This is a genomic window from Streptomyces sp. NPDC058001, assembly GCF_042886315.1.
In the GTDB taxonomy this organism is placed as follows: Bacteria; Actinomycetota; Actinomycetes; order Streptomycetales; family Streptomycetaceae; genus Streptomyces.
The window spans coordinates 490,833-515,389 of record NZ_JBHVQT010000005.1; the positions used below are offsets into that span (position 1 = coordinate 490,833).

Here is a 24,557-nt window from a genome sequence, read left to right on the forward strand (position 1 = left end):
GTCCGCTACCCGGTCAGATCGATGGCCGGCATCAGTGTTAAGGGTGGCGTGGGCGTTGGTGAGCGGTCCCGCAGGACCATCCCTGTTGGGCCGGGCAGGCTCTAGCAGACGCCGGCTTCGGCTGGTGACAGCAGACTGGAGGGAACGGATGGGGCGCTCGCCGATCACGGTGGAGCGGTGGGATGGGCTGGAGTGTGCTGTGCAGCTCGATGTGGTGCTGCCGATGTACAAGGAGATCTGGGCCGACCCGCCCTACTGCGAAGGCACGAAGGAGGTCGCCGACTTCGTGGACCGCTTCGCGCAGGAGGTCAGGGTTTCCCGCGCCCGCCTCGTCATTGCCCGCTGCGGTGATCTGCCTGTCGGTTACGCCTTCGGCTACCCCCTGCCGCCTGACACCGGCTGGTGGAAGGCGATGGACGAGGAGACGACAGCGGAGTTCGCGGCCGAGACCGGTGAGCGCACGCTGGGCATCGTCGAACTCGCGGTACGCGTCGGATGGCGGCGGCAGGGGGTGGCGGCCCGGATGCACACCCATCTCCAAGAGGGCCTGGGCGTCGAGCGCGTCACGCTGGCGATGCGGCCCGATCCGGAAGCGGCACCGGCGCACGCCGCCTACGCCGCGTGGGGCTACCGCCAGGTCGGCCACTGGCAGCCAGCAGACGATGAGCCCGTGTCCCGCATCATGCTGCTGACCCTGCCCACCGCGGCGCACGGGACCGTCCGGTGACCGGGAACGCGATCGAGTCCCGGGAGCTGACCCGGCGGTATCCGCGCACGGGTCGGCCGGACCTGTGCGCGCTGGATGGGGTGTGCCTGGCCGTCGGACCGGGCGAGGTGCGCGGGCTGCTCGGCCCGAACGGCGCGAGCACAATGACTCTGTGCCGCATTTCGTCCACGGTGCTGTGGCCGTCTGCCGGCTGCGGCGGGGGTTTGCCACGCGGCTGGCGGATGGCGGGCGGTGCGAGCTCGGGCGCCTGCGGCGCGTCTGACATGACCGTCCGAGACGCGCGATGAGCAAGGCGGGGATAAGGGTGGCCCGTCGTGGGAAGGCCCGCGCCGCGCCGCGCCGCGTGGGGCTGCTACGGGAGCGGGGGTTTCGGCTGTACTGGAGTGCCCAGAGCATCTCCCTGGTCGGGGACGAGATCAATATCTTGGCGATACCGCTGGCCGCCGTCGTACTGCTGGATGCGGGGGCGGCCGAGATGGGGTGGCTGACGGCGGCGGCGCTGCTGCCCTCGTTGCTGCTGTCGATACCCGGCGGGGCGTGGGCGGACCGGCAGACCAACCGGCGCAGGGCGATGATCGTCGCGGACATTGGGCGGTTCGCTGCCATCGTCTCCGTACCGCTGGCGTATGCGTGGGGGTCGCTGACGCTGGCTCACCTGTTCCTGACGGAGTTCGTCGTCGGGGCGCTCACCGTTTTGTTCCGGGTCTGCAATCACCACGTGTACGCGTCCGTGGTCGACGCGGAGAGGTATGTGGACGGCAACGCGCTGCTTTCCGGGAGCAGATCGGCGGCCGAGGTCACCGGGCCGAGCACGGGCGGAGCGCTGGTCCAGGCGCTGTCGGCGCCGTTCGCCCTGTTGGTGGACGCCGTGACCTATCTGGTGTCGGCGGTCTGCCTGGGAGGCATCAGGACGCGGGAGGCGCCGCCCGCGCCGCGTGAGGGGGGCGGACTGGCGGGCGGACTGCGGTGGATGACGGTAAACCGCACCCCGGGCCTGCTGCTGGCCGGAGTGTCCATGCTGAGTCTGTGCCGTACCTTCCTGATGACGCTGCTCGTTCTGTACGGGACCACCGAACTGGGGCTGACAGCCGGGGCGTTGGGGGCGGTGCTGGCCGCGTTCGGGCTCGGCGGGCTGGCCGGTGCGTACGCCGCGCCGCGCGTGGTGCGGCGGATCGGCCTCGGCCCGGCCGTCGTGACCGGCTTCCTGTGGTTCAGTCTGCCCCTGCTGCTGGTGCCGCTGGCCGAGGGCCAGGGACCGTTGGCGATCGCGGCGCTGGTCGCCTCGCAACTCGGCGCCGGCTGCGGGGTCGCGGTCCTGGACATCTCCACGAACAGCTATCTGATCGCCGTCATCCCGACCACGCTGCGCTCCCGCGTGATGGGAGTGGTGCAGACAGCCAACTTCGGAGTGCGCCCGATCGGCGCGGTGCTGGCCGGCACGCTGGGCACCGCGCTCGGCCTACGGCCCACCCTGTGGATCGGCACGGTGGGTGCCGTGCTGAGCGTGCTGTGGGTCGCCGCCTCCGGGCTACCAAGCATCCGGAAACTGCCCGAAAATGCCACGCGGCATAGAGAAGAGCATGAGGAAGCGGGGGTTTGATTACGGCACGGTGCCGGCCGGAAATGTTCAGAGAGCGGCTACCGTGAGCCGGTACGGGCTGCTGACGATCTGGGTATGGGAAGGCGACGACGGGCCAAAGTCCAGCGGTGATCGGCCCCGGAGGTGCGGATCTTCGAGCACCTGGCCTCCCCGGCAGTGCGGATCGGGCATCAGAACAACCGTGTACCCGGCCGTGAAAGATCAATTGAAGGATACGAATCAGCTTCTGTGGCCAGGTGTTGAGGTTCGCCCCATCAGGACCAGTCCTGCAACACGCACAGACTTGACACGGAATGGTCGTAGTCGACGCCGTCGACTGACCGCACATGGTCGGGAGTCCGGACCCACACCCGGTACTCCGCCGCCTGGACACCGCCGTCCCACTGGTGAAGAGGCAGTATTCCGAAGCTGCGCTATTTCCCACCCGACGTGGCCTCTGGGCCTGACGGGCCGACAGGACAGGCATGCTGCGTCGGCGGCGCCCCGGCCCTTGTCCAGGTCTGCCTTCACACCGTGAGGCGAGCTTGGGGCCGGTGGGTTAAGTCCTCGGCGTCCTGCGGTCGGCCGCGGTGAGGAAGACCATTGTGTCGGGGGCAGGTACGCGACGCCGCACGGCTCCCTCACCAAAGAGGTCACGCCCTTCGTTGAGTGAATACCTCGGTGACGGTGCCTCGGGCGCCCCTATAGTCCGGGAATGATCGAGATACCGACCTTTGCGGCCTGGATGCAGGCAAACCAGGCCCAGGACTTACCTAACGAGGCAACCGCGTGAGCGGTCTACAACGACCGTGTGTATCGAGGCACGCAGGCACTCTTCGCGCATCCAGAGGTCGCCGAGAATCGTCAGGAGACTGCCGTAGCTGAGATCGCAGCAATCGACTTTCTCGAATCCGCCTTCGGCGCTGCCTGGGTGAAGGAGAGATTCCCCCTCGCGGACCGCCGGGAGGAACTCGGCCCTTGGGTCCAGCAAGCCCGGCAGCGCCAGGAACTTGCTAGCCTCGACATTTCATGACGGCCCATCAGTTGCACTGACGAGCCGTCATGAAATGCCGAGGTTAGGCGGCGAAAGACGGAGTCTCGACTTCCGGAGTCGGTCGGTGATGACCCGCTTACTTGCCCATGACGAGTCCGTGCCGGTTTCGATGATGGTGCCGTTGAAGCGACCCGGTTGACGATGGCTGCATACCGTCGAGATCGGGACCGACGGGTTCGGCCGTCAGCGCAACGCCGTCGTCGCCCCGCTCACCCGAAAGTGAAGGTACGCACGAACAACTCGGGTTGGACTCCGGCGGGCCAGGAGCCGACGAAGTACAGGTCATGGACTCCGCCGGGGTCGTTCACGGCCGCCGTGAACGTCTTGTAGACCCGGTTGGACAGGGAGGTGGAACCGGTGTGCGGCAGGTTCTCGAACGTGGCCACCACCGGGCCGTCGGGCGAACCGGCGTGCACGGTGAAGTTCGCCCCGGCCGTGCGGGTGGCGAACTCCATCGAGAGCTGGTCGATGCCGGAGACATTGATCCGCGGGAACATGAACCAGTTGCCCGAGTCGGGGACGAACAGCTGACCGGTGTAAAGACCCACACCCTGCCCACGCGGATAGGTGTTGGCGCTGTACTGGCCCGGATGCAACACGATGTCGTGTGCACCGGTGAGCGCCGGGGCACCGCCGGGCGCGCCGCCGTCGGTGTACTCGGCGCGGACGATGTGGAACACATAGGCGCCCGGCCCGTGTTCGGCGTCCCGGCCGGGGATGAGGACTCCTTCGCAGTTCGCGTCGGGGGTGGCCTCGGCCATGGGGTGGCCGTGCTGGTTGTGCCCGAGCTGGTAGGTGACCTTCACTTTGGTGCAGTCGACGGTGCCGTCCTCCGGGTCGACGACCTTGACCCTGAAGGGAATGTCCGCGCCGAAGTCCGAGAAGCCGCCGTCGGCGGGCGACTCGACGGCGACGACGGGACGTGTGTTGCCCGCCACCACCGACAGATGCGCGGTCGATGACTTGCCGCCGCTGTCCGTGACCGTCAGCCGGGGCTCGTAGGATCCGGCGGTGCGGTAGGTGTACGACGCCTGTGCCGTCGTCGCGTCCGTCGTACCGTCGCCGTCGAAGTCCCAGGCGTACGTCAGCGTGTCACCGTCCGCGTCGGTGGACCCGCTCGCGTCGAAGTCGACGGTGAGAGGGAGCGGTCCGGAATCCTTGGTCGCCTCCGGCACCGCTTGGGGCGCGCGGTTGCCCTCGGTGTAGTCGATCCGGTAGAGCCCGGAGTCGTCGTTGCTGGAGCCCCAGCCGTTGCCGTACTCCAGGACGTACAGGGAGCCGTCGGGCCCGAACTCCATGTCCATCGGCTTGCTGAAGTCCATGTCCGGGAGGAAGGCCCGCATGTCCTGCGGCTTCGTGAGCCGCTTGTCGAAGGCCGTGCTCTGCACCCAGTCGGTCGTCCAGTCGTACAGGAAGCGCCGGCCGTCGAACCACTCCGGGAACTTGGTCTCCGAGGGGTTCTTGCGGTCGTAGTGGTAGACCGGCCCGGCCATAGCGCCGCCGCCGTACAGCTGAGGGAAGTACTCCTGCTTGTCGTACGTGTAGTAGACCGTCGCCGGCTTGATCGGGGGCAGGTGGACCAGGCCGGTGTTGTTGGGCGAGTCGTTGACGGGCTTCTCGCAGCTGAACCAGGGGCCCGGCTTGTCGTCCACGTAGTTCCAGTCGTTGTACGGCTGGTTGTCCGTCGTGCAGTAGGGCCAGCCGTAGTTGCCCGCGCCCTTCATCAGGAACAGGCGGACGTGTCCGGCCGGACCGCGCTCGGGGTCGGGCTGGACCGCGTCCGGACCGTAGTCCGCCATCCAGAGCGCGCCTGTCTTCTCGTCGTAGTCCCCGAGCGTGAAGGGGTTGCGGAAGCCCATGGCGTAGATCTCGGGGCGGGTCTTGTCGTGGCGGTCGGCCTTCTCGGGGAAGAGGTTCCCCTGGGGGATGTTGTAGCCGCCCTTCTTCTTCGGCGCGATCCGCAGGATCTTGCCGTTGAGGTCGTTGGTGTTGGCGGAGGTCCGCTGGGCATCGCCGCCTGCCTGTCCCGGCCGCTCGTCCGTGCCGGGGAAGCCGCGTGAGGCACAGCAGTTGGTGTTGTCCCCGGTCGCGATGAACAGCACGCCGCGCTTGGTCATCAGCAGATCGCCCGCGCTGTGGCCGCCGCCCACCCCCTTCGGATGCTGGATGTCGATGATCGTCGTCTCGGAGTTCAGATCTAGGACGTTGCCCGGACTGAGGGTGAAACGTGCCACCCGGGACACGTACGAGGTGTCCCAGTCGGGGCGGGAGAAGTGGAGGTAGATGTGGCCGGACTTGGCGAAGTCGGGGGCCAGCGCCAGCCCGACGAGGCCCAGTTCGCCCACGACGCGCACCGGTACCGTCCCGGCCGTCGCCGACGACTTCGTCTTCGGGTCCCAGACCTTCACCCGGCCGTCGCGCTCGATGTAGACGACCCGGCCGTCCGGGGCGACGCTGATCCGCATCGGCTGCGTCAGCCCGGTGCCTTCGAGAAGGACCTTCTGGAACCGTTCGTCACTGGGGAGTTGCTCCCCGGACGGCTTGCCGCCCTGCGGCTCGTGCGATCCGTCGTGTGCTGCGGCGACCGGCGTCACCAGCGCGAGCGGAAGGATCAGAGCGAGTAGAAACATCTTCATTCGATGCGCGGGGTGCCGGTGTCTTCCCTGTCGGCGGGCCATAGGGATCTCCTGTCTCTGCTTCATTCACGGACCGTCGACGGACGCTGGGGTCAGCGGTCGGAGCGGAGGTGGCCGCTTTGAGCGGGAGGCACAGCTTCCAGAGCAACATCAGTGCCGATCGACGGGGCTGTGGGACGGAGCGGAGTGGAATCTAGCCGCTTCCGCCTCCAACAGAAAGAAGAGAGGCGAGGATTGTCGAACTTCGTCTTCCTGGTAGACAAAGTGGAAGTGACCTGCTTCCGTCCAACCTTGGACGGTCCTGGGAGGCCCGCCTCAGCCGGCGAAGGCCGTTGACGGCAGGCCCACGACATCATGCCGCGGACCAGGTTCCCGCGGCGACGCCACTTCCCTAAGGCCGGTCGCGATGCTCCGGGAAGCACGGTCAGCCACCCGCACACAATTCGGCGCGGTGGTAAGCCCTCTGGGGTGGTGTGGTGTGGCGGTGCGATCATCCGGGTCTGCTCCGAGGCGTGCTTTCGCCGCCCACACCGACGACTTCGGGCACACGGTGAGGCGGCCGGAGCCGACGACGGCCTGGGCGTCCGGGCATTGCGGACCTGTCCGACGACGACACGGAGATGTTCTCAGCGCATGGCGGTGTCGCCGTGAAGGAGGGCGTCTCCCAGAGGGCTGAGGGTGTGCAGGACAGCGCTACCGGTGCGGGTGGTCGTGATCAGGCCGGCGTTGCGCAGGACGGTGGTGTGCTGGCTGGCGGAAGGCAAAGAGATGCCCGTGCGTTCGGCGACCGTCGTGGTGGTGGCGGAGTGACGTACGGCGGCGAGTACGGCCGCGCGGGTGCGGCCGAGCAGAGGGCCGAGGGCGTCCGCGCCCGCGGTAGGCGCCTCTCCCGCGTTCATGGGGTAGGTCAGCACAGTGGGTTCTTCGGGCCGGTACATCAGCGCGGGTCCGCCGAAGTACGAGGGGACGAGTACCAGGCCGCGGCCGCACAGGGCCACTTCGATGTCGCGCGTACCGGGCCAGGGGATGTGCAGGACGGGCGACTGCCAGCGCCAATGAGTGCCGAGCGTGGCCAGCAGGCCGTCGATGCCTCCGCGCAGCAGTGCCTCGGCCCGCAGCGCCCGGTCGGCGGTGGCGTAGGCCCGAACCTGCGGCCACAGGTCGACCAGCGAGGAGCTGAAGTAGTGCCGGACATCCCTGACCAGACCCTGTCGCGCCTCGGATGTGCCCTCGGCCAGTTCCTGCAGCCGACGGTGAGTGTGCGCTGGGGCGGGTAACTGGCCGATGTCGGCTGCCAGTTCTTCGTTGGGCATCTGTGCCAGCAGGTCGACACCGGTGGCGAAGTCATCGGACACCTGAAACAGAAAGTCAGGCAGGAACCCCTCGCGGGGGACCAGGTCGAAGAGGATCCCGGCCCGGAATGCCGCGCCTGTGCGGGTCCGCCGGTGCCACGGCCCAAGCTCTGGCCGTGTTCCGTGCCTGCCAGTCGGTCCGGCGCGCAGGCAGCGCACGCTGAACGCTGTCTTTGTCAGGGCATTGGGCGCCACGAGAGTGATCTTGCACAGGTCGGTCGCAGTGAAATGTATGCGCATCGCGCCGACTGATCTTGGCCTGACCTGGCTCTTTTGGCCAGCCTTGAAAGGCATGGCGGCCAGAATCCGGCACACAACAGACTGTGTCTCGGCAGTCCGGAGCCGCAAACGCCGGATCGCCGCACCAGGGCTCATCCCTTGCGCCCTGGATTCCGTAGTGCTTCTTACGTGCCTTCGCCGAAGTGATTTGGCGGAGCAGAGGGAGGATGAGATACGGGAGTGAGACGACGGGTGAAGCTGGCCGCACTGGCGGTCGGGGTACTCGCCGTACCGACCGGGCTGGTCGTGAGTACCGCGGGAGCCGCGTCGGCGAACGCCTCCTGCGGCAGGACCGGCCCCAACCTCGACAACACCGTCGTGAGCATGGCAGCGGGCGTCTCCGCGAACATGCGCAGTGGCTCCAGCACAAGCTGCGGCGTCAAGGGGTGGGCCGACAACCGGGACAGCCTCGACTACTACTGCTACACGTGGGACGCGAACTCGGCGAGCTGGACGTACCTCTACAACCGGAGCGACGGTACGTACGGGTGGGTGAAGGACTCCCTGCTGCCCAATAACGGATCCACCAAGCACTGCGGCTTCTGACCTGCGGGGCGCGGGCCGATCCGGGCCGGCCCGCGCTCGCGGTGCGCCTAGCCTCGACCTTTTGTGACAGCTCGTCAGTTCGTCTGGCGGGCCGTCGCGTTGTGTCGGGCACCCGGCCCTCCCGGCACCCGGCCCTCCCGACAGGCCGATCACCGTACCCACGGTCAATGCGATGGTGGCTGAGACGGATGCGCTCATCGGCGCCGTCATGCGCCGGCACGTAGCAGCGGTACCCGCATCTCCACATACGTGCCGGCGCCCGGTGCCGATTCCACCTGCACTCGGCCGCCGATGCCCGCCACACGGTCCCGTACGGAACTGCGCAGACCCAGCCCACCCGCCGGCACCGCGGAAGGGTCGAAGCCCGTGCCGTCGTCGAGGACGCTGACGAGGACGGCGCTCCCGCTGAGTTCCGCCCGTACCACGGCCCGTGCGGTGCCCGCGTGCCGCAGGACATTGGCCAGGGCCTCCCGGGTGGCGTCGACCAGGGTCTCAGCGACGGAGACCGGGACGGTGGGCGCGGCACTGACCCTGCCCGCGGCGCGGAGCTGGGCGGTGTTCAGCTCCACGGTCAGACCGACGCGCGCCATGTCCTCCGCGAGGGTCGACAGCCCGTGCGCCAGGTGAGCGCACCCGTCCCGGCCTGCCGCTCCGTGCCCCCTGGGCGCGGGGTGCTCGCCGCGCACGAATCCGCGCAGCCAAACCGCCTCCGCCCGCACCTGGGCCCGCAGCCCCGGATCGGTGATCCAGGGCGTGCGGGCGAGGGTTTCCAACGTCTGAAGTACCCGGTCGTGCAGCAGCCGGGCGTGGCGGACCCGCTCCCGTTCGGCGGCGAGTTCCGCCTCCCGGAGCGCGGCGGTGGAGGTGGCCGCGTCCAACTCCCGACCGGTGCGCCGCAAGGCGCGGGCCACGGCCCACGCGATGCCTGCGTTGGCCAGGTAGGGAACACCGTTCGGGACGGCGTTCCACAGTGGCTCACCCAGCTGGAGCGCAGCCGTGGCGGTGTACGCGCTGGCGGGCACGGCGGTCAGCGCGAGCACGGTCAGCAGCCGAGTGAACACGAGCCCGAAGCCGATGCTGGCAAGCAGGCTGAACGGATACATGAAGTACGCCCAAGTGTGGCCGTGTGCGCGGTCCGCCAGCCCGCCTCCGACGACCAGGGCCACGGTCAAGGCGACGGCGTCAGCGACGGCCAGCGCAGGCGGCGGCACCCGACGGCGCCGCAACCCCACGACGACCAGTGCGAGACTCTCGGCGAACACAGCCCCGCACAGGGCCAGTCCGGCCCAGAGTGGGCGATAGTGGGGGTGGGTCGCGACCGCTCCGATCGCTACCTGGAGCAGTCCGCCGAGGCGGAACAGAACGTACGCCCGCAGCACGATCCGTTCATTGCGCAGGACCCCACTGCACCCGGAGTCCGCGCTCCCGGCATGCGTCACAGTGGCGCGTGTGCGGTGGGTGTGTGGCGCGCCCTCGCCAGAGCGGCCCGGGTCAACTCGGCCTTGTTGCCCACTTGGAGCTTCGCCCGGATCCGCTCCACGTACGTGTCCACGGTCGTCTTGCGCACTCCGAGCCGTGTGGCGATCTGGGCGTGGGTGAAACCGCGTGCCACGTAGCTCAGTGTCTCCTCCTCGCGCGCGGACAACCGCGGGTTCCCGCTGCCCTGTGGGTCACCACCCACCCGGGTCAGCTCGGCCTGGAGAATGTCGGCCAGTTCGGACGAGAGTGAGAAGCCGCCCGCGGCCACCGTCTCCACCGCCGATACGAACAGCTCAGCGCTGCAATGCTTGGTGACGTAGCCGCAGGCACCGGCGCGGATGGCACCGAGTACGTCCGCGGTTCGTCCCGAGGCCGACATCACCATGACCCGGGTGGTGGCAGCGAGCGTCGCGATCGCGTCCAGGGCGGGGACGTCCGAGTCGAGGTAGAGATCCATGATGATCACGTCGGGGTGTGCGCCGGCGGTCAGGGCCTCCTCCAACTCGGCGAGTGACCCCACGGACACGGACAGGTTCACCGATCGGTCTGCCGGGGCTTCACCGGATGTGCAAGAGCCCGGCGGGGTGCCGAGGATGTGGGCGACGCCGTGCCGGGCCAAGGGATGGTCGTCGACCACCGCGACGTTGATCATCCCGACGTCCTCGGGCGCCGGGTCACCGGGGGAGGGCGGTGGCGTCGTGAGGGGTGCGTGGTCGTGGTCATCGCCGGTCATTGTTTACCTTCCTCCCGCCGCAGAAAAGGGTGTTGAGAACAGCCGTGCGGGGAAACGGCCGACAGGGCCCGGCGATGCGGACGAGGCTTGGGGAACTGGAGCGCACCGGAATCCGCCTCCTGGCACCCGCGCGGGCGTCTTCACCGTGCCTGTGTCGGCGCGTTCCTGTCGGTGACGGGGACCGGCCCGGTGGCCGGTCCCCGTCACGTCGGTACGGCAGCACTCAGTAGCAGACCTTCTGGCCCTTGGTGATGTAGTCGTAGTAGCCCTGGCCGCAGCCGAGGTGCCACAGGTGGCGCGGCTGGGCGCTCTGGCCGCCGTAGACTCCGCCTGCCGCGGTGAGCTTGGCGTTGTACATGAGGGAGAAGTGCAGATGCGGCGCGAATCCGCCCGTGCCGCCCACCAGGCCGATGACGGTGGCGTCGGTGATCTTCTGGCCCTTGCTGACCAGGATCCGGCTCAGGTGGCAGACCACGCTCCAGTAGCCGCCGCCGTGGTCGACGACGATGTACTGCCCGCAGGTCTCCCAGCCGGCCGGGGCCCAGCCTGCGTACAACACCGTGCCGGGGCCCCCGGGGGCCAGTACCTCGTCACCCTCACTCATCCCGAGGTCGAGCGCGTAGTACTGGTTCATCATGCCGGCCGTGTTGCAGTTGACGTGATAGCCCTCGCCATAGTGACTGCCGTTCTGCCAGGCGTAGCCCGCGCCACCGTTGGCCTTGTAGGTCAACGGGGTCTGCAGGAACTTACTGGTCGGCCAGTCCACACAACCGGCGATCGCCGACGGCGTGGCCGGTGCGGCGGGTGCGGCGGACGCGGTGGGGGCGGAAACGAGAGCGGCGAGCGCGACCACCGCCGCGGTCAATGCCAGGACAAGCCGTCCCGGACGGGCCCCGCGCCGGACATCGCCGACGAGACCGGTCCCTTTGGTTTGCACGGCACGCTGTAAGTGTTTGGAATACATGGAGCCTTCCTGGGGTGGCGACGGATGACGGATGAGGTACCCGCAGTGGTCTGCCCACTGTGAGCCGCCCGAGCATGGCAGTGGAAGCGCCGCCGGATCAGGGTGCGTCGCGTCGGTAAAACACCCGACAGCGGTTTGTGGTGCGGAGTCCGGCTCCCGCCGGATCCTGCGCCACCCGACCGGCGATTGCGCCAGCGGACGTAGGCGGCGATGGCGTTCTGTTCGCCGTGGCTGCGATGGTCGGTGCCGCTGAGGACGAAGTAGCGCAGGTCGGCGAACTCGGACTCGATCCAGTTCAGCCACGATGAGTATCGGCAGGAAGACCAGCTCGACGTCGTCCGGCGCCGCCCAGGTCCAGATAATCGGGCGCTTGTGCGGCGAGAAGTCATCCAGCACGATGTACCGCTTCTCGCCAGGCCGGCGGGCGCGCAGGGTCTTGAGCAGGGCTAGGAACTCGCGCCAGCGTTTGCGGTGCCGGATGCGGTAGTTGATTTTCCCCGTGTCCAGGTCGAGGGCGGCGAGCATGTGCATCACGCCGTCGTAGCGGTTGCCACGCCGTGCCTTTGCGGGACGTCAGACTGACCTGCCCGAACTCGTCCACGCACACCACCCGGCCATCGCTCGCCGGTCTGACGTGGAGCGCCAGGACCCAGTGCATCTTGGCGATGAAGTCCGGGTCATTCGAGGACGTCCAGGTTGTGGTGCTCCGCCAAGAGACCTTGCCGTCGCGCAGTATCCGCCGCATCGTCTCGCGGCTGACCGCCGGGACGACCTTCTCTTTGACCAGATGCTCGGCGAGATTGGTCAGGCTACAAGTCGAGAACGCGGCGATCTTCCAGTCGGCGGGGGACGTTTGGGCGATCAGGCAGATGTGCTTACGCACCTGGCCGCTGATTGTCCCGGGACGTCCCTCGCTCCATTTTGGGTCCAGTGACTCGAACCCCCGGCCGTTGAACGTGTGGATAGCGGCACGCATAGTCGGCGCTGACCTGCATCAATGAGGTAATGTCCGGCGCCGACTGGCCCTGGGCGGACATCAGTACCACGATCGCCCGCCGCAGCCTCGCCGGATCCTTCGCGGTCCGGCTGATCCGCTGCAGCCGACGCCCGTCTTCCGTGTTCACTGGCCCGACGAACACTCCCGGAAGACGCCCCACGACCACCTCCACGATCACGACCTGGAAGCAGCCTGCCCTGCGACGGACAGAGGATCAATCACCCGGCCAAGGATCTGTGACAAGCCACCAGGACAGGCGGTGGGCCTCGCCTCCGGGCAGTCATGGCCGGACCTGGCCTCTCAACCCCAACGGCGCAGTGCACGGCGGCCTGGCCGTGTTCAGGCCGGGGTGTCGTCCAGAAAGCGGGAGGAGCCGTCGATGGGCATGGTGCCGTGGCACTTCGCGGCGAGCCTTCCGTCGTTGTCCCGTACGGTGATGGTCAGGAAGCCCATGGTTCGGCCACGTCGGTCCACCACGGCCTCGAAGGTGAGCGGGGGGAGTGCCGGGCGGAGGAAGTCGACGGCCAGCGTCGCGGTGGCCGGCATGGTTCCCGGCTCCAATGTGGAGAGCAGAGCAATGGCCATGGTGTGGTCCGCACACGCCGCGACCAGGCCGCCGTGCACCGCGCCGTTGGGATTGAGGGGCCAGGGGCCACGCTCCAGCGCGATTTTGGCACGACCGTTCTCGATATGTAGGCAGCGCAGACCGATGGCCCGGGAGGCCGGCTGCTCGTCGGCCCAGTCGAGCCACTTCTGGGAGTCGCCGCCGTACGGCGGTAGCGCTGCGTGCGGGCCCAGTTCCAGTTCTGCCATGTCAGACCATCGTTCCCATCTCTTCTGCTGCACCGCACTGCGTGAACGTTCGTCCCTCACGGTGCGGTGACCGGGTTGGACCGTGCGAACCGCAGTTGACGAACATTGACGTGCCATGCCCGTGCCCGCATTATTGATACACGTTAACCCAAAAATGTGAGGTGCGGGTAGATGGCCACCATGGGACCCAAGACCGCCGTGTCGAGCGCGGACACCGATGCTCTGGACCGTCTCCTGAAAGGGCGTTGGAGCTGTCGCGGGTATCTGCCGGACGGAGTGCCCCGCGAGGCGATCGAGCGCGTACTGGAACTCGCCCAGCGCACTCCCTCCTGGTGCAACAGCCAGCCGTGGCATGTGTTGGTCACCGAGGGGGACGGCACGGAGCGGTTCCGCCGCATGCTGACGAAGCACGTGGCCGAGGCCCCGATGGAACCGGACTTCGAGTTCCCCCGCCGCTACACCGGTGTGTACCAGGAGCGGCGCAGGGAAGTCGCCTGGCAGCTCTATGAGAGCGTCGGCGTCGCGTACGGCGATCGAGAGGGCTCGGCCGCGCAGACGGCGAAGAACTTCGAGTTCTTCGGGGCTCCCCACGTGGCTGTCATCACTACCGAGGCCGACCTCGGAACGTATGGCGCGGTCGACTGCGGGCTGTACGTACAGAGTTTCCTGCTCGCCGCACAGAGCCTCGGTCTCGGTGCCATTCCCCAAGCGGCCCTGGCCTCGCACGCGCCCGCGGTCAAGGAGTTCTTCGGGCTGCCCGCATCCCGCTCGATCGTCTGCGGAATCTCCTTCGGCCTGCCCGACCCGGATCATCCGGCCAACCAGTTCCGTACGGAGCGAGCGCCCGCGGAGTCCGCCGTGACCTGGGTGGACTGATCGTCGGGGCGGTACGGGCGCGTTGTCGTCCCCTAGGAAAGGCTCGTTCACACCACCGGGAGAGGCCGTGCGCCGGACAGTCTTCACGAGCGAGCACGAGGCATTCCGCGTGCTCGTCGCCAGGTTCGTCACCGACGAGATCGTGCCCGAATACGACGAGTGGCAGCGGGCCGGGCGACCCAGTCGGCGCTTCTGGCGGCGAGCGGGTGAACTCGGGATCCTCGGGATCGGTGTACCCGCCGAATACGGCGGTCTCGCCGGGTCGACCTTCACGCACAGCGTGGTGGTGACCGAGGAAATACAGAAGCGGTTCCTGGCCCTTGGTGGTCTGCGGGTACAGACCGACATCTGCATGCCGTACTTCCTGCACTACGCCACCGAGAAGCAGAAGCGCCGCTGGCTGCCGCGCATCGTCCGCGGCGAGGCGGTGACGGCGCTCGCCCTCTCCGAACCGGGCGCGGGGTCAGATCTCAAGGCGATGAGTACGCGCGCGGTGCGGGTGGGCGACCACTACGTGGTCAACGGCGCGAAGACGTTCATCTCCAACGGCGCCGCCGCGGACCTGGCCATCCTTGCCGTCAAGACGGACCCGGACGCCGGGCGGCGCGGGATCAGCCTGCTGGTGGTGGAGACGAACAGCCCAGGGTTCGAGCGCGGTCGCAGCCTGGACAAGCTCGGGCTGAAGGCCCAGGATCTCGCCGAACTGTCCTTCACCGATGTGCGTGTGCCGGCGGAGAATCTGCTGGGAGAGGAAAACCGCGGCTTCGAGTGCCTCACCTCGAACCTCGCGCAGGAGCGCCTGTCGATCGCGGTCAACTCGCAGGCGGCGGCGTCCGCCGTGCTGGCACACACCGTCGAAGTCCTCTCCGGCGTCGGCGCCGGAACTGGCGTCGGCACCGGCGTCGGCCAGCACGCCAAGTTCGAGCTGGCGGCCTGCGCCACCGACGTGCAAGCCGGCCAGGCGCTGGTCGACGGCGCGCTGGCGGAGCTGGCGGCCGGGGAACTGTCCGGAGCGGACGCGGCACTGGTGAAGCTCTACTGCACCGAGATGCAGGGCCGCGTGGTCGACCGCTGTCTCCAGGTGCAGGGGAAGCCGGGATACGGGCGTGACGCACCCATCGGCCGTGCCTACGCCGACGGCCGGGTGAGCCGCATCTACGGCGGCTCCAGCGAAATTATGAAGGTCATCGTCGCCCAGGCGCTCGGTGTTTGAGCGCCCGGGGTCCTGGATCGCACAACACAGAAATCGTCGGCTGGAAGAGGAGCGTACACATGGCCACCGCCTCACCCACCACTTCGCCCACCGCCTCGCCCATCCCCTGCCTTCCGTTGGTGCCCTCCGCAGAGGAAGAGCAGTTGAGAAGGACCGTCAGCTCGCTCTCCCGGCGCTATGGACCCGCCTACTTCCGGCAGGTCTCCGACGAGGGCAAGCCGGCGGCCGCGTTCTGGAAGGAGCTGGGCGAGGGTGGCTTCCTCGGCGTTCATCTCCCCGAGGAGTACGACGGCGGGGGCTCGGGTCTCTACGACCTCGCCCTAGTGATCGAGGAGACGGCCGCCGCCGGAGTCCCCGCGCTCGCCGCGGTCTTCTCCTCCGGAGTCAACGGCACGATCCTTGCCCAGCACGGCACCGCCGATCAGAAGGACCGCTGGCTGCGGGGACTTGCCACGGGCGCCACCCTCAGCTCGTTCGCGATCACAGAACCCGACGCGGGCCTGAACTCCCACAACATCAGCACCACCGCCCGCCGTGACGGCGACGATTGGGTACTCGACGGCCAGAAGTACTACATCTCCGGGATGGACGAGGCCGACTGGGCCATCGTCGTCGCCCGGACGGGTACCGACGAGCGCAGTGGACGCGGCCTGCTGTCCATGTTCCTGGTCGACGCCGATGCCGAGGGCCTGACGTTCCAGCCGCTGCCCACCGCCCTCCAGGTTCCGGAGCGGCAGTCGACCGTCTTCTTCGACCACGTCCGGGTCGGCCGCGACCGGCTGATCGGTGTTGAGAACCGGGGTCTGCGTGCGGCCTTCGCCGGCATCAACGCCGAGCGTCTGCTGGTCAGTTCGATCTGTACCGGCGTCGGACGATACGCCCTGGACAAGGCAGTCGCGTACGCGAATGAACGTACCGTCTGGAAGGCCCCGATCGGCTCGCACCAGGCTATCGCCCACCCACTCGCTGCCGCCAAGGTCGAACTGGAGACCGCCCGCCTGATGACGGCGAAGGCATGCATGCTGTACGACCTCGGTCGCGATGCGGGGGAGGCAGGCAACATGGCGAAGATGACCGGCGTCGACGCGGGTCTGGCCTGCCTCGACGCGGCGATCCAGACGCACGGCGGCAATGGCGTTGCTCTGGAGTACCAGCTGTCCAACTACTGGTTCCTGCTGCGGATGCTGAAGATCGGCCCGGTGTCCAAGGAGATGATCCTGAACTTCATCGCCGAGCACACCTTGGGACTGCCGCGCTCGTACTGAGCGGCTTGGGAGACGCGGAGACTCAGGGGCTTGCGGAGCTTGGGACGTGGGGAACAGCGAGGAGCGGCCACCAACGGGGTGGCCGCCCTTTCGAGCGTGGGGCCGGCGAACCTTCAGGCCCGCTGATTGAAGCGGCGCCCCAGGTACTCGGACGCGATCCGGGTACGTTGCATCGTCGTGGTGCCGCCTGCCAGCGCCCAGCCGTGAGCGTCGCGGTGGAGCCGCTCGATCTCGTACTCACCGGCGTAGCCGTAACCGCCGTGCAACTGCATGGCCAGGTCGGAGACCTTCTTCGCCATCTCGTTGCTGAAGGCTTTGGCGACCGACGCCTCCAGGGCCGACGGCGCCCCCGTACCGGCGGAGGCCGCGGCCCGGTAGATGAGCAGCCGAGCGGCCTCCACCTGCATCACCATGTCCGCCAGGGCGGCCTGCACCAGCTGGAACTCGACAATTTCCTTGCCGAACTGCTTGCGTTCCTGCACATAGCGCGCGGTGCGGTCCAGCGCGGTCTGGCCGATCGCCAGCGACATCGTCGAGTTGCCGAGCCGTTCGATGGAGAACGCCGTGAACAGCTTCCTGAAGCCGCCCTTCGGGATGATGACGTTCTCGACAGGTACGCGCACATCGGAGAAGAACATGTCGGCGGACCCCACCCCGCGGTGACCCATGAGGTGCTCCTGCGGGCCGAAGGCCAGCCCGGGGGTGTCCTTGGCGACCAGTACCGCGCCCATCCCGGCGGCTCCCGGCTCGGGGCCGAAGCGGACATAGACGAGGTACTGCTCGGCATGACCGGCGCCCGAGCACCAGCGCTTGCTGCCGTTGACGACGACTTCTTCGCCCTCGATACGGGCGGTGGTGGCGACGTCGGTCGCGGCCGACCCGGCGTCCGGCTCGGAGATCGACACCGCGATGGTGGACTCGCCCGCGGCCACCGCGGGCAGGACGCGCTTCTTCTGCTCCTCGGTACCGAACAGGTGGATGACCCGGGCCGGTCCGGTGGAAGCTTCGAAGACCGGCCAGGCGGCTAGCGGGTTCGCTTTCGCCAGCTCCTCCAGAACGATCAGGGCATCGATGAGAGGTCGCCCGCCGCCGCCGTACTCCTCGGGCAGCGTCAGCGCCAGCAGTCCCAGTTCGCCGAGCCTGCGCCGCTCCTCGTCGGGAAGTGGTGTGCGCTGCTCGTCCCACGCACGGGCGTGCGGCGCGTAGCGGTCGGCGGCCAGTTTGGCGGCCAGCTCCTTGAGGTCCCGCTGTTCCTCGGTCAGTTCGAACATTCCGGTCTCTCTCCTCGGATCCTCAAAGCCGTTCGATGATGGTGGCGTTGGCCATGCCGCCGGCCTCGCACATGGTCTGCAGGCCATAGCGCCCACCCGTGGCCTCCAGGGCGTTGAGCATGGTGGTGAGCAATCGGCCCCCGGAGGCGCCGAGAGGGTGGCCGAGCGCGATGGCGCCGCCGCGCGGGTTGAGCCGGTCGGGATCGGCGTCGAAGTGCTCCCGCCAGACCAGCGGCACCGGGGCGAATGCCTCGTTGACTTCGTAATGAGCGATCTGGCCGATCGTCAGCCCGGAGCGTTCCAGCACCTTTTCGGTCGCGGGGATGGGCCCGGTCAGCATGGTGATCGGATCGTCGGCGGCGAGCCCGAAGGAGTGGAAGCGGGCGCGCGGGCGCAGACCGAGGGCGTTCGCCCGCTCCTCGCTCATGATCAGGACGGCGGTGGCGCCGTCGGTGAGCTGCGAGGAGTTGCCGGGGGTGATGTGCCAGCCGATCTCCGGGAAGCGTGCGGCCATCTCCTCGCTGTGGAAGGACGGTTCGAGGCCGCCCAGCTTCTCCACGGTCGTGCCGGGGCGGGGTGTCTCGTCGGTGTCGACAACTGTGCCGTCGGGCGTGGTGATCGGCACGATCTCGTGGGCGAAGTCGGCGGATGCCGCGAGCCGGTGCGAGCGCGCGGAGAACGCGTCGAGTGTGCGTCGGTCGAACTTCCAGCGGGACGCGATGAGTTCGGCGGAGACGCCCTGGGGGACCAGTCCCGGTTCGTAGCGCTGCCTGATGGTCGGGCCGAACGGGTCCTGCCCTTGGCGGGAGGCGAACATCGGGATCCGGCTCATCGACTCGACCCCGCAGGCCACCACGACATCCTGGGCGCCCGCGATGATGCCCTGGGCCGCGAAGTCGGCGGCCTGCTGACTCGATCCACAGGCCCGGTGCACGGTGACCGACGGCACGCTCTCCGGAAGCCCGGCCGCCAGCCAGCCCCACCGGCCGACCGGGCCGGACTGCTCACCGACCTGGCTGACGCACCCGGCGATGACGTCGTCCACCAGTGCGGGGTCGATGCCGGTTCGGTCGATCAACTGCCGCAGTACCTGGCCGAGTAGGTCGACCGGGTGCACCGAGGACAACGCCCCGCCCGGCCTGCCGTCCCTGGGCGCACGGCCCTTGGCCATCGGCGAGCGGACGGCGTCCACGATCACTGCGCTGCGCGCCATGTTCTCTCCTTCGGAAGAGTCGTCCTGTGCCGCCGGTCATGAGGGGGACGTGAGTCCGTCGGGTGTGGGCAGTCGCCCCGACGCGTTCACGAGTCGGTGGTCCGGGCGGGGGCGGCGCAGGGCGCGGTGCCCCAGGGGGGCGCGGATGCCCGCCCCCTCGCCGGAGGCGGTGCGTCCATGCACTGCATGGCCTCATGTAATTTATGAGCTAATGCGTCTCAATATAATGGCGAGGCTGAGAGTCGTCAACGACGGAAAAGATCGTTCCGTAGGCTGGTGCCATGACGCGTGAGCAGCCGATCATCGCGGCGGGCCCGGGTGCTCAGAAGCGCCGAACAGCGGAACTCCCTACACCGTCAGCGCCGCTATGCCGGACGCCACGCGGCTGTCCGGCGGGAAGCGGGCGTCGCAGCCGCATACTTCTGCCGACAAGGCTCACACTCGCCGCACTGGAGTCACTGGATGAGCGGGCGGCCGAGGTGGCGCGAATCGTCAGCTGCGCATGTGCCCGGCGGCCAGGGTCAGTTCGCCACGAAGTGGCGCAGCGCGCTGCCGAAAGCGTCAGGGGACTCGTACATGGGGTAGTGACCGCAGTCGCCGAGTTCCACGATGTCGCCGTCGGGCAACCGGTCGTTGAGCCAGTGCGCACCCTTGGCCGAGTGCGCCGGGTCATCGGCGCCGAAGATCTGGAGCACCGGCATGGTCACCCTGTCGATGTCGCCGATCAGATCCGCGTACAGCATCGAGCGGTAGCAGGCGACCGCCGCCGATGACGGCATGGCCAGCGAGATCCGTGTCAGCTCGTCGAGAGTCGAAGGGGCGGGCGGCCGGTGGAAGCCGGAGGCGATGACGTCCCGACGGGCGGCAGTTCGGTTTCGCCGTTCGGCGGAGACCAGCCACGCCTCCCGCTCTTGTGCCGGGCGTCCGAACGGGAAGTCGTCGCTGCGGCTGGCGCGTACGCCGTTGGACCCGACGAGTGCCAGCCGAGCCACCCGCCCCGGGGCCTCGGCCGCCGCCCGGAAGGCGACCTGCCCTCCGAACGACCAGCCCACGAGGGCGCAGTCGGTCACCTCCAGCCGGTGTAGCACCGTCAACAGGTCCTGGGCGAGCCGTTCGACCTCGTATCCGTCCGTCGGCTTGTCGGAGCTGCCGTGGCCACGCTGGTCGACGCGGAATACGCGGTGTTGCTCGGCCAGTGCCTCGGTCTGGCGGGCCCAGACGCGGTGATCCAGACCGACGCCGGGAACCAGCACGACCGGTCGGCCGCCAGTGCCGCTCTCCTGCACGAACAGGCTGACGCCATCGCCGACTTCCACGTACGCCATGACTGCCTCCCCGAGCGCGCAGCGCTCGATGGGTCCGCTGATCGCAAGCATCTCGCATTTCTGAGACTGGTAGTCTTAATGTTAGGGAGCCGCTTAGGTTGCCGTCAATGGCGGTCACGCGCGCGGCGCCCGCATAGAGAGATGACTGAAGTCGAAATCCTCAGGAAGGATGGCGTCCCATGCCCAACCATCCGGACACCGAGAAGTTGGTCAGGGGTTACGTCGACGCGATCGGGTCCGGTGATCTGGAGCGGGTCTGGCCCTACTACGCGGACACCATCGTGTACGAGGACTGCGCCGTCCGGCAGGTCCACTACGGCATCGATGCCGTGAAGAAGTTCTACGTGACGACGATGGGCGCACTGAACGTCACATGGCTGGTCGACACGGTCTACGCCACGGCCGAGGGCTTCGGCGTCGCCTGTCACATGAGCGGCAGCCATGACCATGACCTGCCGGGCATGCCCGCCACCGGAAAGGGTTTCACGGTGCCGGGTGCTTCGATCGCGCAGGTCAAGAAGGGCAAGATCGTCCGGAACAGGGACTTCTGGAACAACCACGACCTGCTGAAGCAGCTCGGCCTCGCGTGAGCCTCGCGGTGCGGGACACGGGCGTCCCCGCGGTCGCTCTCAGGGTGTGCCGAAGGCTGCGGTGACGGCCTGCGAAAGGAAGCGCGGGCCGTGTGCATAGGCGGCGACCGCGGACGCGTACCGGCCACTGACATCGTAATTCTGTGCGAGCCAGAGGCAGCCGATGTGCCGCCAGACGTGGGCCCACACCTCGAAGAACCGCATGGCCGGCGGCGCCGGAGCTGCGCCGCCGGATGCCGTGTACCGGTCGAGGAAGTCCTCCCACGGCAGCACCGGCTCGACCGACGGACGGAGGTAGGCGAGTTCCTCGGCGGGATTTCCGATGTGCGCGGCCTCCCAGTCGAGAACGGCGGTGACCTGGTCGTCCTGGATCAGGAGGTTGGAGAACGCCGCGTCACCGTGGAGGAGCGACCGGCGGGGCGATGCCTCGGGCACGTGGGCACGCAGCCAGCTCAGCAGCGCGGCGAGCACGGGCTCGACCACGATCCCGCGCTTGGCGAGCGTGGCTTCCTGCCAGTCGATCATCTCGTGCAGCTCGGCGGAGGTGCCGCGCGGCGAGACCGGTGTCGTGATGCCCGCGGGGTCGAGCCGGTGCAGCCGCGCGTAGATCGAGGCGACTTCCAGGCAGACGTCCTTGGACACCGTGCCGGCCCCCCACACATCGCCGACGTTGCGTCCCGGAGCACGCCGCGTCACGAAGAACGCTCCGCCCAGCGCGTTGTCGTCCGGCTCGATCCACAGCGGCTCCGGTACGGGCAGGCCCGCCCCGTGCACCGCCTTGACCACCTCGAACTCCGGCTGAAGCGCTCGCGCCCTGCGACCGGCGGGGATCTGACGGAGCACGATGTCCTGGAGGATCCCGTCGATCGTGGCGGACACCAGCAGAGTCCGCTTGGAGTACCCGCCGAGGATGGCGCGCACGTCGTGTGCCTCGTCGCCGGAACCAGGTCGGAGGGTCCGCAGGTAGCCGGTGACCTCGGCGGGTGTGAGCGGCTGGTCGCTCGGCGGCTGATCGGTCGCGTCCGACTGGCCGGACCGCGTGGTGCGGTCCGCCGCGAGAAGGCGGTGCACGGCGGCCGAGAGAGGAGCGGTGCCCTCCTCGTCGACGGAGTGCGTCAGGCGCGTCACCTCGCGGGCCATGCCGGCGACCGTTTCCTCGTCCGCATCCAGGCGTCCGCGTACCCAGTCCAGCAGGACCGTGGCGCGTTCGAGGCGGGCGGCGACGCCGGTGTCACCGACGGTGGCGGCGAGGGCGGCCAGTTCCTCGGCCACCGAGCCGAGCAGCCTGCTCGTGACCGGTGCCGGGGACTGCGGTGCGGGGACAGACACGTCGAACTCCGTTCAGTGGATGGTGCGGGTTCAGCGGCGGCGGGGGCGGATACCGGCGGTCTCCCGGTCCCAGGTGTCCTCGGTGACCCCGTCCTGGCGAAGCCTGTATTTCTGGATCTTGTTCGTGGGCGTACGGGGAAGCTCGTCGCGGAACTCGATGTAGCGGGGGACGGCGAAGTGGGGGATGCGGTCGAGCGCCCACCGGCACAGCTCTTCCTCGGTGAGGTGGTGCCCTTCGTTCAGCACCGCGGTGATCTTGAGGCTGTCCTCGGCCACCCCGCCGTCGGCGGGGTGGGCGGCCACCTCTCGCAGTGCGGGGTGCGCGAGGAAGGCGCGTTCGACCTCGAAGCTGGAGATGTTCTCCCCTCGGCTGCGGAGGTAGTCCTTCTTCCGGTCCACGAAGAACAGATAGCCGTTCTCGATACGGCCGTAGTCACCGGTGTGCATCCACAGGTTGCGCCAGGCGTGGACGGTGTCGGCGGGGCGGCGCCAGTAGCCGGCGAACATGACGTGGGGCCCGCGGGGGCGGAAGGCGATCTCGCCCAGCTGGCCGTCGGGCAGAAGGTTGTCGTCCTCGTCGAGGACGGCAACCTCGTAGGAGTCGTCGGCGATACGGCCGCAGGAGTCCTCCGGTGGCAGTGGGTCGCCGAGGCGGTGCATGCTCAGCCGCACACCCTCGGACTGGCCGTAGGCGAAGCTGCTGGCGAACTCGACACCGAACCGTTCCTTCCAGACGCGGCGCAGTTCCGCCCAGAAGTCGGTGACCGAGAACCGCTCCGCGATGGCCACCCGCGTGTGTGAGAGGAGGGCGCTGAGGGCCACGTCGAGTGCTGCGGTATGGAAGAGCGGCAGTGGGGTGTACATGACCTCGTCGGGTCGCGGAGGGATGCACTCGTTGGACTGGCGGGCCTGGTTGCAGATGTAGTTGTGGCTGATCATGCAGCCCTTGGACGGTCCCGTGGTGCCGGAGGTGTAGATCAGCAGCGAGGGGTCGCCAGGCCGCGCGGTGACGGGGATGGGGGTCTCGTCGGTGCCGCGGTGGTCGTCCAGGCTCTTCACGGGTACGAAGCAGGGCGGCGGGTTGTCATTCTGGCTGGAGCCCCGCCGCAGGACGAGTCGCAGGTGGGGCAGCTGCTCGCTGATGTCGGCGACGTGCGTCAGGTACTTCTGGTCGACCACGGCGATCGATGCCAGTGAGTCGTCCAGTTGGTGGCGCAGGAACTCTCCGCGGTAGGCGGTGTTCAGCGGGACCCACACCGCGCCGGCCTTGTTGATCGCGAGCCAGCTGACGATCTGGTCGATGTTGTTGTCCAGTACCGAGGCGACGGTCTGCCCGGGGGTCACACCCAGCCGCAGCAGCTCGTGAGCGAAGCGGGTGGCTCGCCGGTCGACGTCGGCGTATGTGTGCAGTTCGCCGGAGAAGTCCAGGAACACCTGGTCCGGGACCGTGGCCAGGGCTCGTGCCAGAGCGTGCAGCACGGTGTCCGTATGCGGTACGGGCGGGATGTGACCGGAGCGCCGCTGGGATGCGAGAACCTGCTCCACCACGAACCTCCTCGTTCGATGACGGCCTGCCGCTCCGGCGTCGCCGAAGTGTGGAGAGACCGCTGCAGAGTTTTTGTCTTCCCTGTCTCAGAAACTTAGGCGGTGTCGGTCCGGCTTGTCCATGCTCGCGTTCCGGTGAGTTTCCGGGACGTTGTCGATCCTCGGCTGACGGTTCGGGTGGTGCTGTGTCGGGTGTCTTGACCGTACCCTGACTCACATTTACTGTCTCAATCGTCTCAAAAAAAGGCCCCGACCCGGACTGGGGCCCGGCAACGAGAGCAGGTGCTGCCACCATGACCGAGATTTCGCCAGAGGTGACGCCCGAGTCGGTCGTCCTCGGGTTCTACGACGCCTGGAACACCATAGGTTTCGACGCCGCGTACAAGAAGTTCCTGCACCAGGACGTCGTGGTGTGGAACCCGGGGCTGGGGGACTGGAACGGGTTCGACGCCGTCATCGCGGGGCTCACCGCGTACTTGGCGGTCTTCGGCCGACCGTACGCGTCGGTCGACCTCAAGCACATCGCGGTCAACGGCGATGTCGTGCTCACCGAGCGCGTGGAGACCAACCGCAGCGAGGACGGACAGGACACCTACCAGGGTCCGCTGATGTCCCGGTTCGTGGTGGAGGGCGACAAGATCGTCCAGTGGGCCGAGTACTACGACCCGGCGCCCTACCAGTTCGGTGCCGCACTGCCGACCAAGCAGCTGGCCTGGAAGAACTGAGGACGCAGGACGGTCGGGCGGCTGCACGGAACCGCGCGGTGCCCGG

The 24,557-nt window shown here is 68.3% G+C and carries 20 protein-coding genes and 1 pseudogene; 9 read left to right on the forward strand and 12 right to left on the reverse strand.

Going from position 1 to position 24,557, the window contains the following annotated elements:
* Positions 1-148 precede the first annotated feature (148 nt).
* The 3 genes from ACFVT5_RS15060 to ACFVT5_RS15070 all read left to right on the forward strand — a co-directional run bounded on the left by ACFVT5_RS15060 (position 149) and on the right by ACFVT5_RS15070 (position 3,339).
* Positions 149-727, forward strand: a complete 579-nt coding sequence (locus tag ACFVT5_RS15060) for a GNAT family N-acetyltransferase (RefSeq protein ID WP_389886431.1) — start codon at positions 149-151, stop codon at positions 725-727.
* 304 nt (positions 728-1,031) lie between these two features.
* Positions 1,032-2,327 (forward strand): MFS transporter, encoded by a 1,296-nt coding sequence (locus ACFVT5_RS15065; protein ID WP_389886433.1) that lies wholly within the window; start codon positions 1,032-1,034, stop codon positions 2,325-2,327.
* A 790-nt stretch (positions 2,328-3,117) separates the two neighbouring features.
* Positions 3,118-3,339 carry a hypothetical protein gene (locus ACFVT5_RS15070; RefSeq protein WP_389886436.1) on the forward strand — a complete coding sequence of 74 codons (222 nt, stop codon included), beginning with the start codon at positions 3,118-3,120 and terminating at the stop codon, positions 3,337-3,339.
* A gap of 230 nt (positions 3,340-3,569) precedes the next feature.
* On the opposite strand, the gene ACFVT5_RS15075 is transcribed toward ACFVT5_RS15070, so the two are convergent.
* Entirely contained in the window at positions 3,570-5,990 is a 2,421-nt protein-coding gene (locus tag ACFVT5_RS15075; protein WP_389886439.1) for a PQQ-dependent sugar dehydrogenase, read from the reverse strand.
* A 632-nt stretch (positions 5,991-6,622) separates the two neighbouring features.
* Positions 6,623-7,351 (reverse strand): ArsR family transcriptional regulator, encoded by a 729-nt coding sequence (locus tag ACFVT5_RS15080; protein ID WP_389886442.1) that lies wholly within the window; start codon positions 7,349-7,351, stop codon positions 6,623-6,625.
* Between the two features lie 456 nt (positions 7,352-7,807).
* Between ACFVT5_RS15080 and ACFVT5_RS15085 the strand changes: the two genes are divergently transcribed.
* Positions 7,808-8,173, forward strand: a complete 366-nt coding sequence (locus tag ACFVT5_RS15085) for an SH3 domain-containing protein (protein ID WP_389886445.1) — start codon at positions 7,808-7,810, stop codon at positions 8,171-8,173.
* A gap of 206 nt (positions 8,174-8,379) precedes the next feature.
* Here the strand turns inward: ACFVT5_RS15085 and ACFVT5_RS15090 are convergent, their stop codons facing one another.
* The 5 genes and pseudogenes from ACFVT5_RS15090 to ACFVT5_RS15110 all read right to left on the reverse strand — a co-directional run bounded on the left by ACFVT5_RS15090 (position 8,380) and on the right by ACFVT5_RS15110 (position 13,159).
* Complete coding sequence (locus ACFVT5_RS15090; protein ID WP_389886448.1) at positions 8,380-9,612, reverse strand: sensor histidine kinase; 1,233 nt, start codon at positions 9,610-9,612, stop codon at positions 8,380-8,382.
* Positions 9,609-10,385: a LuxR C-terminal-related transcriptional regulator gene (locus ACFVT5_RS15095; protein ID WP_389886451.1), complete on the reverse strand. Its 777-nt coding sequence runs from the start codon at positions 10,383-10,385 to the stop codon at positions 9,609-9,611. Before ACFVT5_RS15095 ends, ACFVT5_RS15090 begins: the two co-directional genes overlap by 4 nt.
* A 223-nt stretch (positions 10,386-10,608) precedes the next feature.
* Positions 10,609-11,880 carry a peptidoglycan DD-metalloendopeptidase family protein gene (locus ACFVT5_RS15100; RefSeq protein ID WP_389886453.1) on the reverse strand — a complete coding sequence of 424 codons (1,272 nt, stop codon included), beginning with the start codon at positions 11,878-11,880 and terminating at the stop codon, positions 10,609-10,611.
* 259 nt (positions 11,881-12,139) lie between these two features.
* Positions 12,140-12,325: pseudogene (locus ACFVT5_RS15105) on the reverse strand (helix-turn-helix domain-containing protein); the annotation flags it as partial.
* Between the two features lie 360 nt (positions 12,326-12,685).
* Positions 12,686-13,159, reverse strand: a complete 474-nt coding sequence (locus ACFVT5_RS15110; RefSeq protein WP_389886456.1) for a PaaI family thioesterase — start codon at positions 13,157-13,159, stop codon at positions 12,686-12,688.
* Between the two features lie 171 nt (positions 13,160-13,330).
* On the opposite strand from ACFVT5_RS15110, the gene ACFVT5_RS15115 reads away from it, so the two are divergent.
* From ACFVT5_RS15115 to ACFVT5_RS15125, 3 genes are all read left to right on the forward strand, one after another.
* Complete coding sequence (locus ACFVT5_RS15115; RefSeq protein WP_389886459.1) at positions 13,331-14,035, forward strand: nitroreductase; 705 nt, start codon at positions 13,331-13,333, stop codon at positions 14,033-14,035.
* A 67-nt stretch (positions 14,036-14,102) separates the two neighbouring features.
* Positions 14,103-15,248 carry an acyl-CoA dehydrogenase family protein gene (locus tag ACFVT5_RS15120; protein ID WP_389886462.1) on the forward strand — a complete coding sequence of 382 codons (1,146 nt, stop codon included), beginning with the start codon at positions 14,103-14,105 and terminating at the stop codon, positions 15,246-15,248.
* Between the two features lie 59 nt (positions 15,249-15,307).
* Positions 15,308-16,513 carry an acyl-CoA dehydrogenase family protein gene (locus ACFVT5_RS15125; RefSeq protein ID WP_389886464.1) on the forward strand — a complete coding sequence of 402 codons (1,206 nt, stop codon included), beginning with the start codon at positions 15,308-15,310 and terminating at the stop codon, positions 16,511-16,513.
* A 113-nt stretch (positions 16,514-16,626) separates the two neighbouring features.
* Here the strand turns inward: ACFVT5_RS15125 and ACFVT5_RS15130 are convergent, their stop codons facing one another.
* From ACFVT5_RS15130 to ACFVT5_RS15140, 3 genes are all read right to left on the reverse strand, one after another.
* Positions 16,627-17,784, reverse strand: coding sequence for an acyl-CoA dehydrogenase family protein (locus tag ACFVT5_RS15130; protein ID WP_389886466.1), 1,158 nt, complete (start codon positions 17,782-17,784; stop codon positions 16,627-16,629).
* Between the two features lie 22 nt (positions 17,785-17,806).
* Entirely contained in the window at positions 17,807-18,997 is a 1,191-nt protein-coding gene (locus ACFVT5_RS15135) for a thiolase family protein (RefSeq protein WP_389886468.1), read from the reverse strand.
* A gap of 521 nt (positions 18,998-19,518) precedes the next feature.
* Positions 19,519-20,322: an alpha/beta fold hydrolase gene (locus tag ACFVT5_RS15140; protein ID WP_389886471.1), complete on the reverse strand. Its 804-nt coding sequence runs from the start codon at positions 20,320-20,322 to the stop codon at positions 19,519-19,521.
* 179 nt (positions 20,323-20,501) lie between these two features.
* On the opposite strand from ACFVT5_RS15140, the gene ACFVT5_RS15145 reads away from it, so the two are divergent.
* Positions 20,502-20,912 carry an ester cyclase gene (locus ACFVT5_RS15145; protein ID WP_389886474.1) on the forward strand — a complete coding sequence of 137 codons (411 nt, stop codon included), beginning with the start codon at positions 20,502-20,504 and terminating at the stop codon, positions 20,910-20,912.
* 39 nt (positions 20,913-20,951) lie between these two features.
* On the opposite strand, the gene ACFVT5_RS15150 is transcribed toward ACFVT5_RS15145, so the two are convergent.
* Together ACFVT5_RS15150 and ACFVT5_RS15155 are read right to left on the reverse strand one after the other, a co-directional pair.
* Positions 20,952-22,241 (reverse strand): phosphotransferase family protein, encoded by a 1,290-nt coding sequence (locus tag ACFVT5_RS15150; RefSeq protein ID WP_389886476.1) that lies wholly within the window; start codon positions 22,239-22,241, stop codon positions 20,952-20,954.
* 30 nt (positions 22,242-22,271) lie between these two features.
* Complete coding sequence (locus tag ACFVT5_RS15155) at positions 22,272-23,786, reverse strand: AMP-binding protein (protein ID WP_389886479.1); 1,515 nt, start codon at positions 23,784-23,786, stop codon at positions 22,272-22,274.
* Positions 23,787-24,079: 293 nt separating this feature from the next.
* Between ACFVT5_RS15155 and ACFVT5_RS15160 the strand changes: the two genes are divergently transcribed.
* Positions 24,080-24,511 (forward strand): nuclear transport factor 2 family protein, encoded by a 432-nt coding sequence (locus ACFVT5_RS15160; RefSeq protein ID WP_389886482.1) that lies wholly within the window; start codon positions 24,080-24,082, stop codon positions 24,509-24,511.
* Positions 24,512-24,557 lie beyond the last annotated feature (46 nt).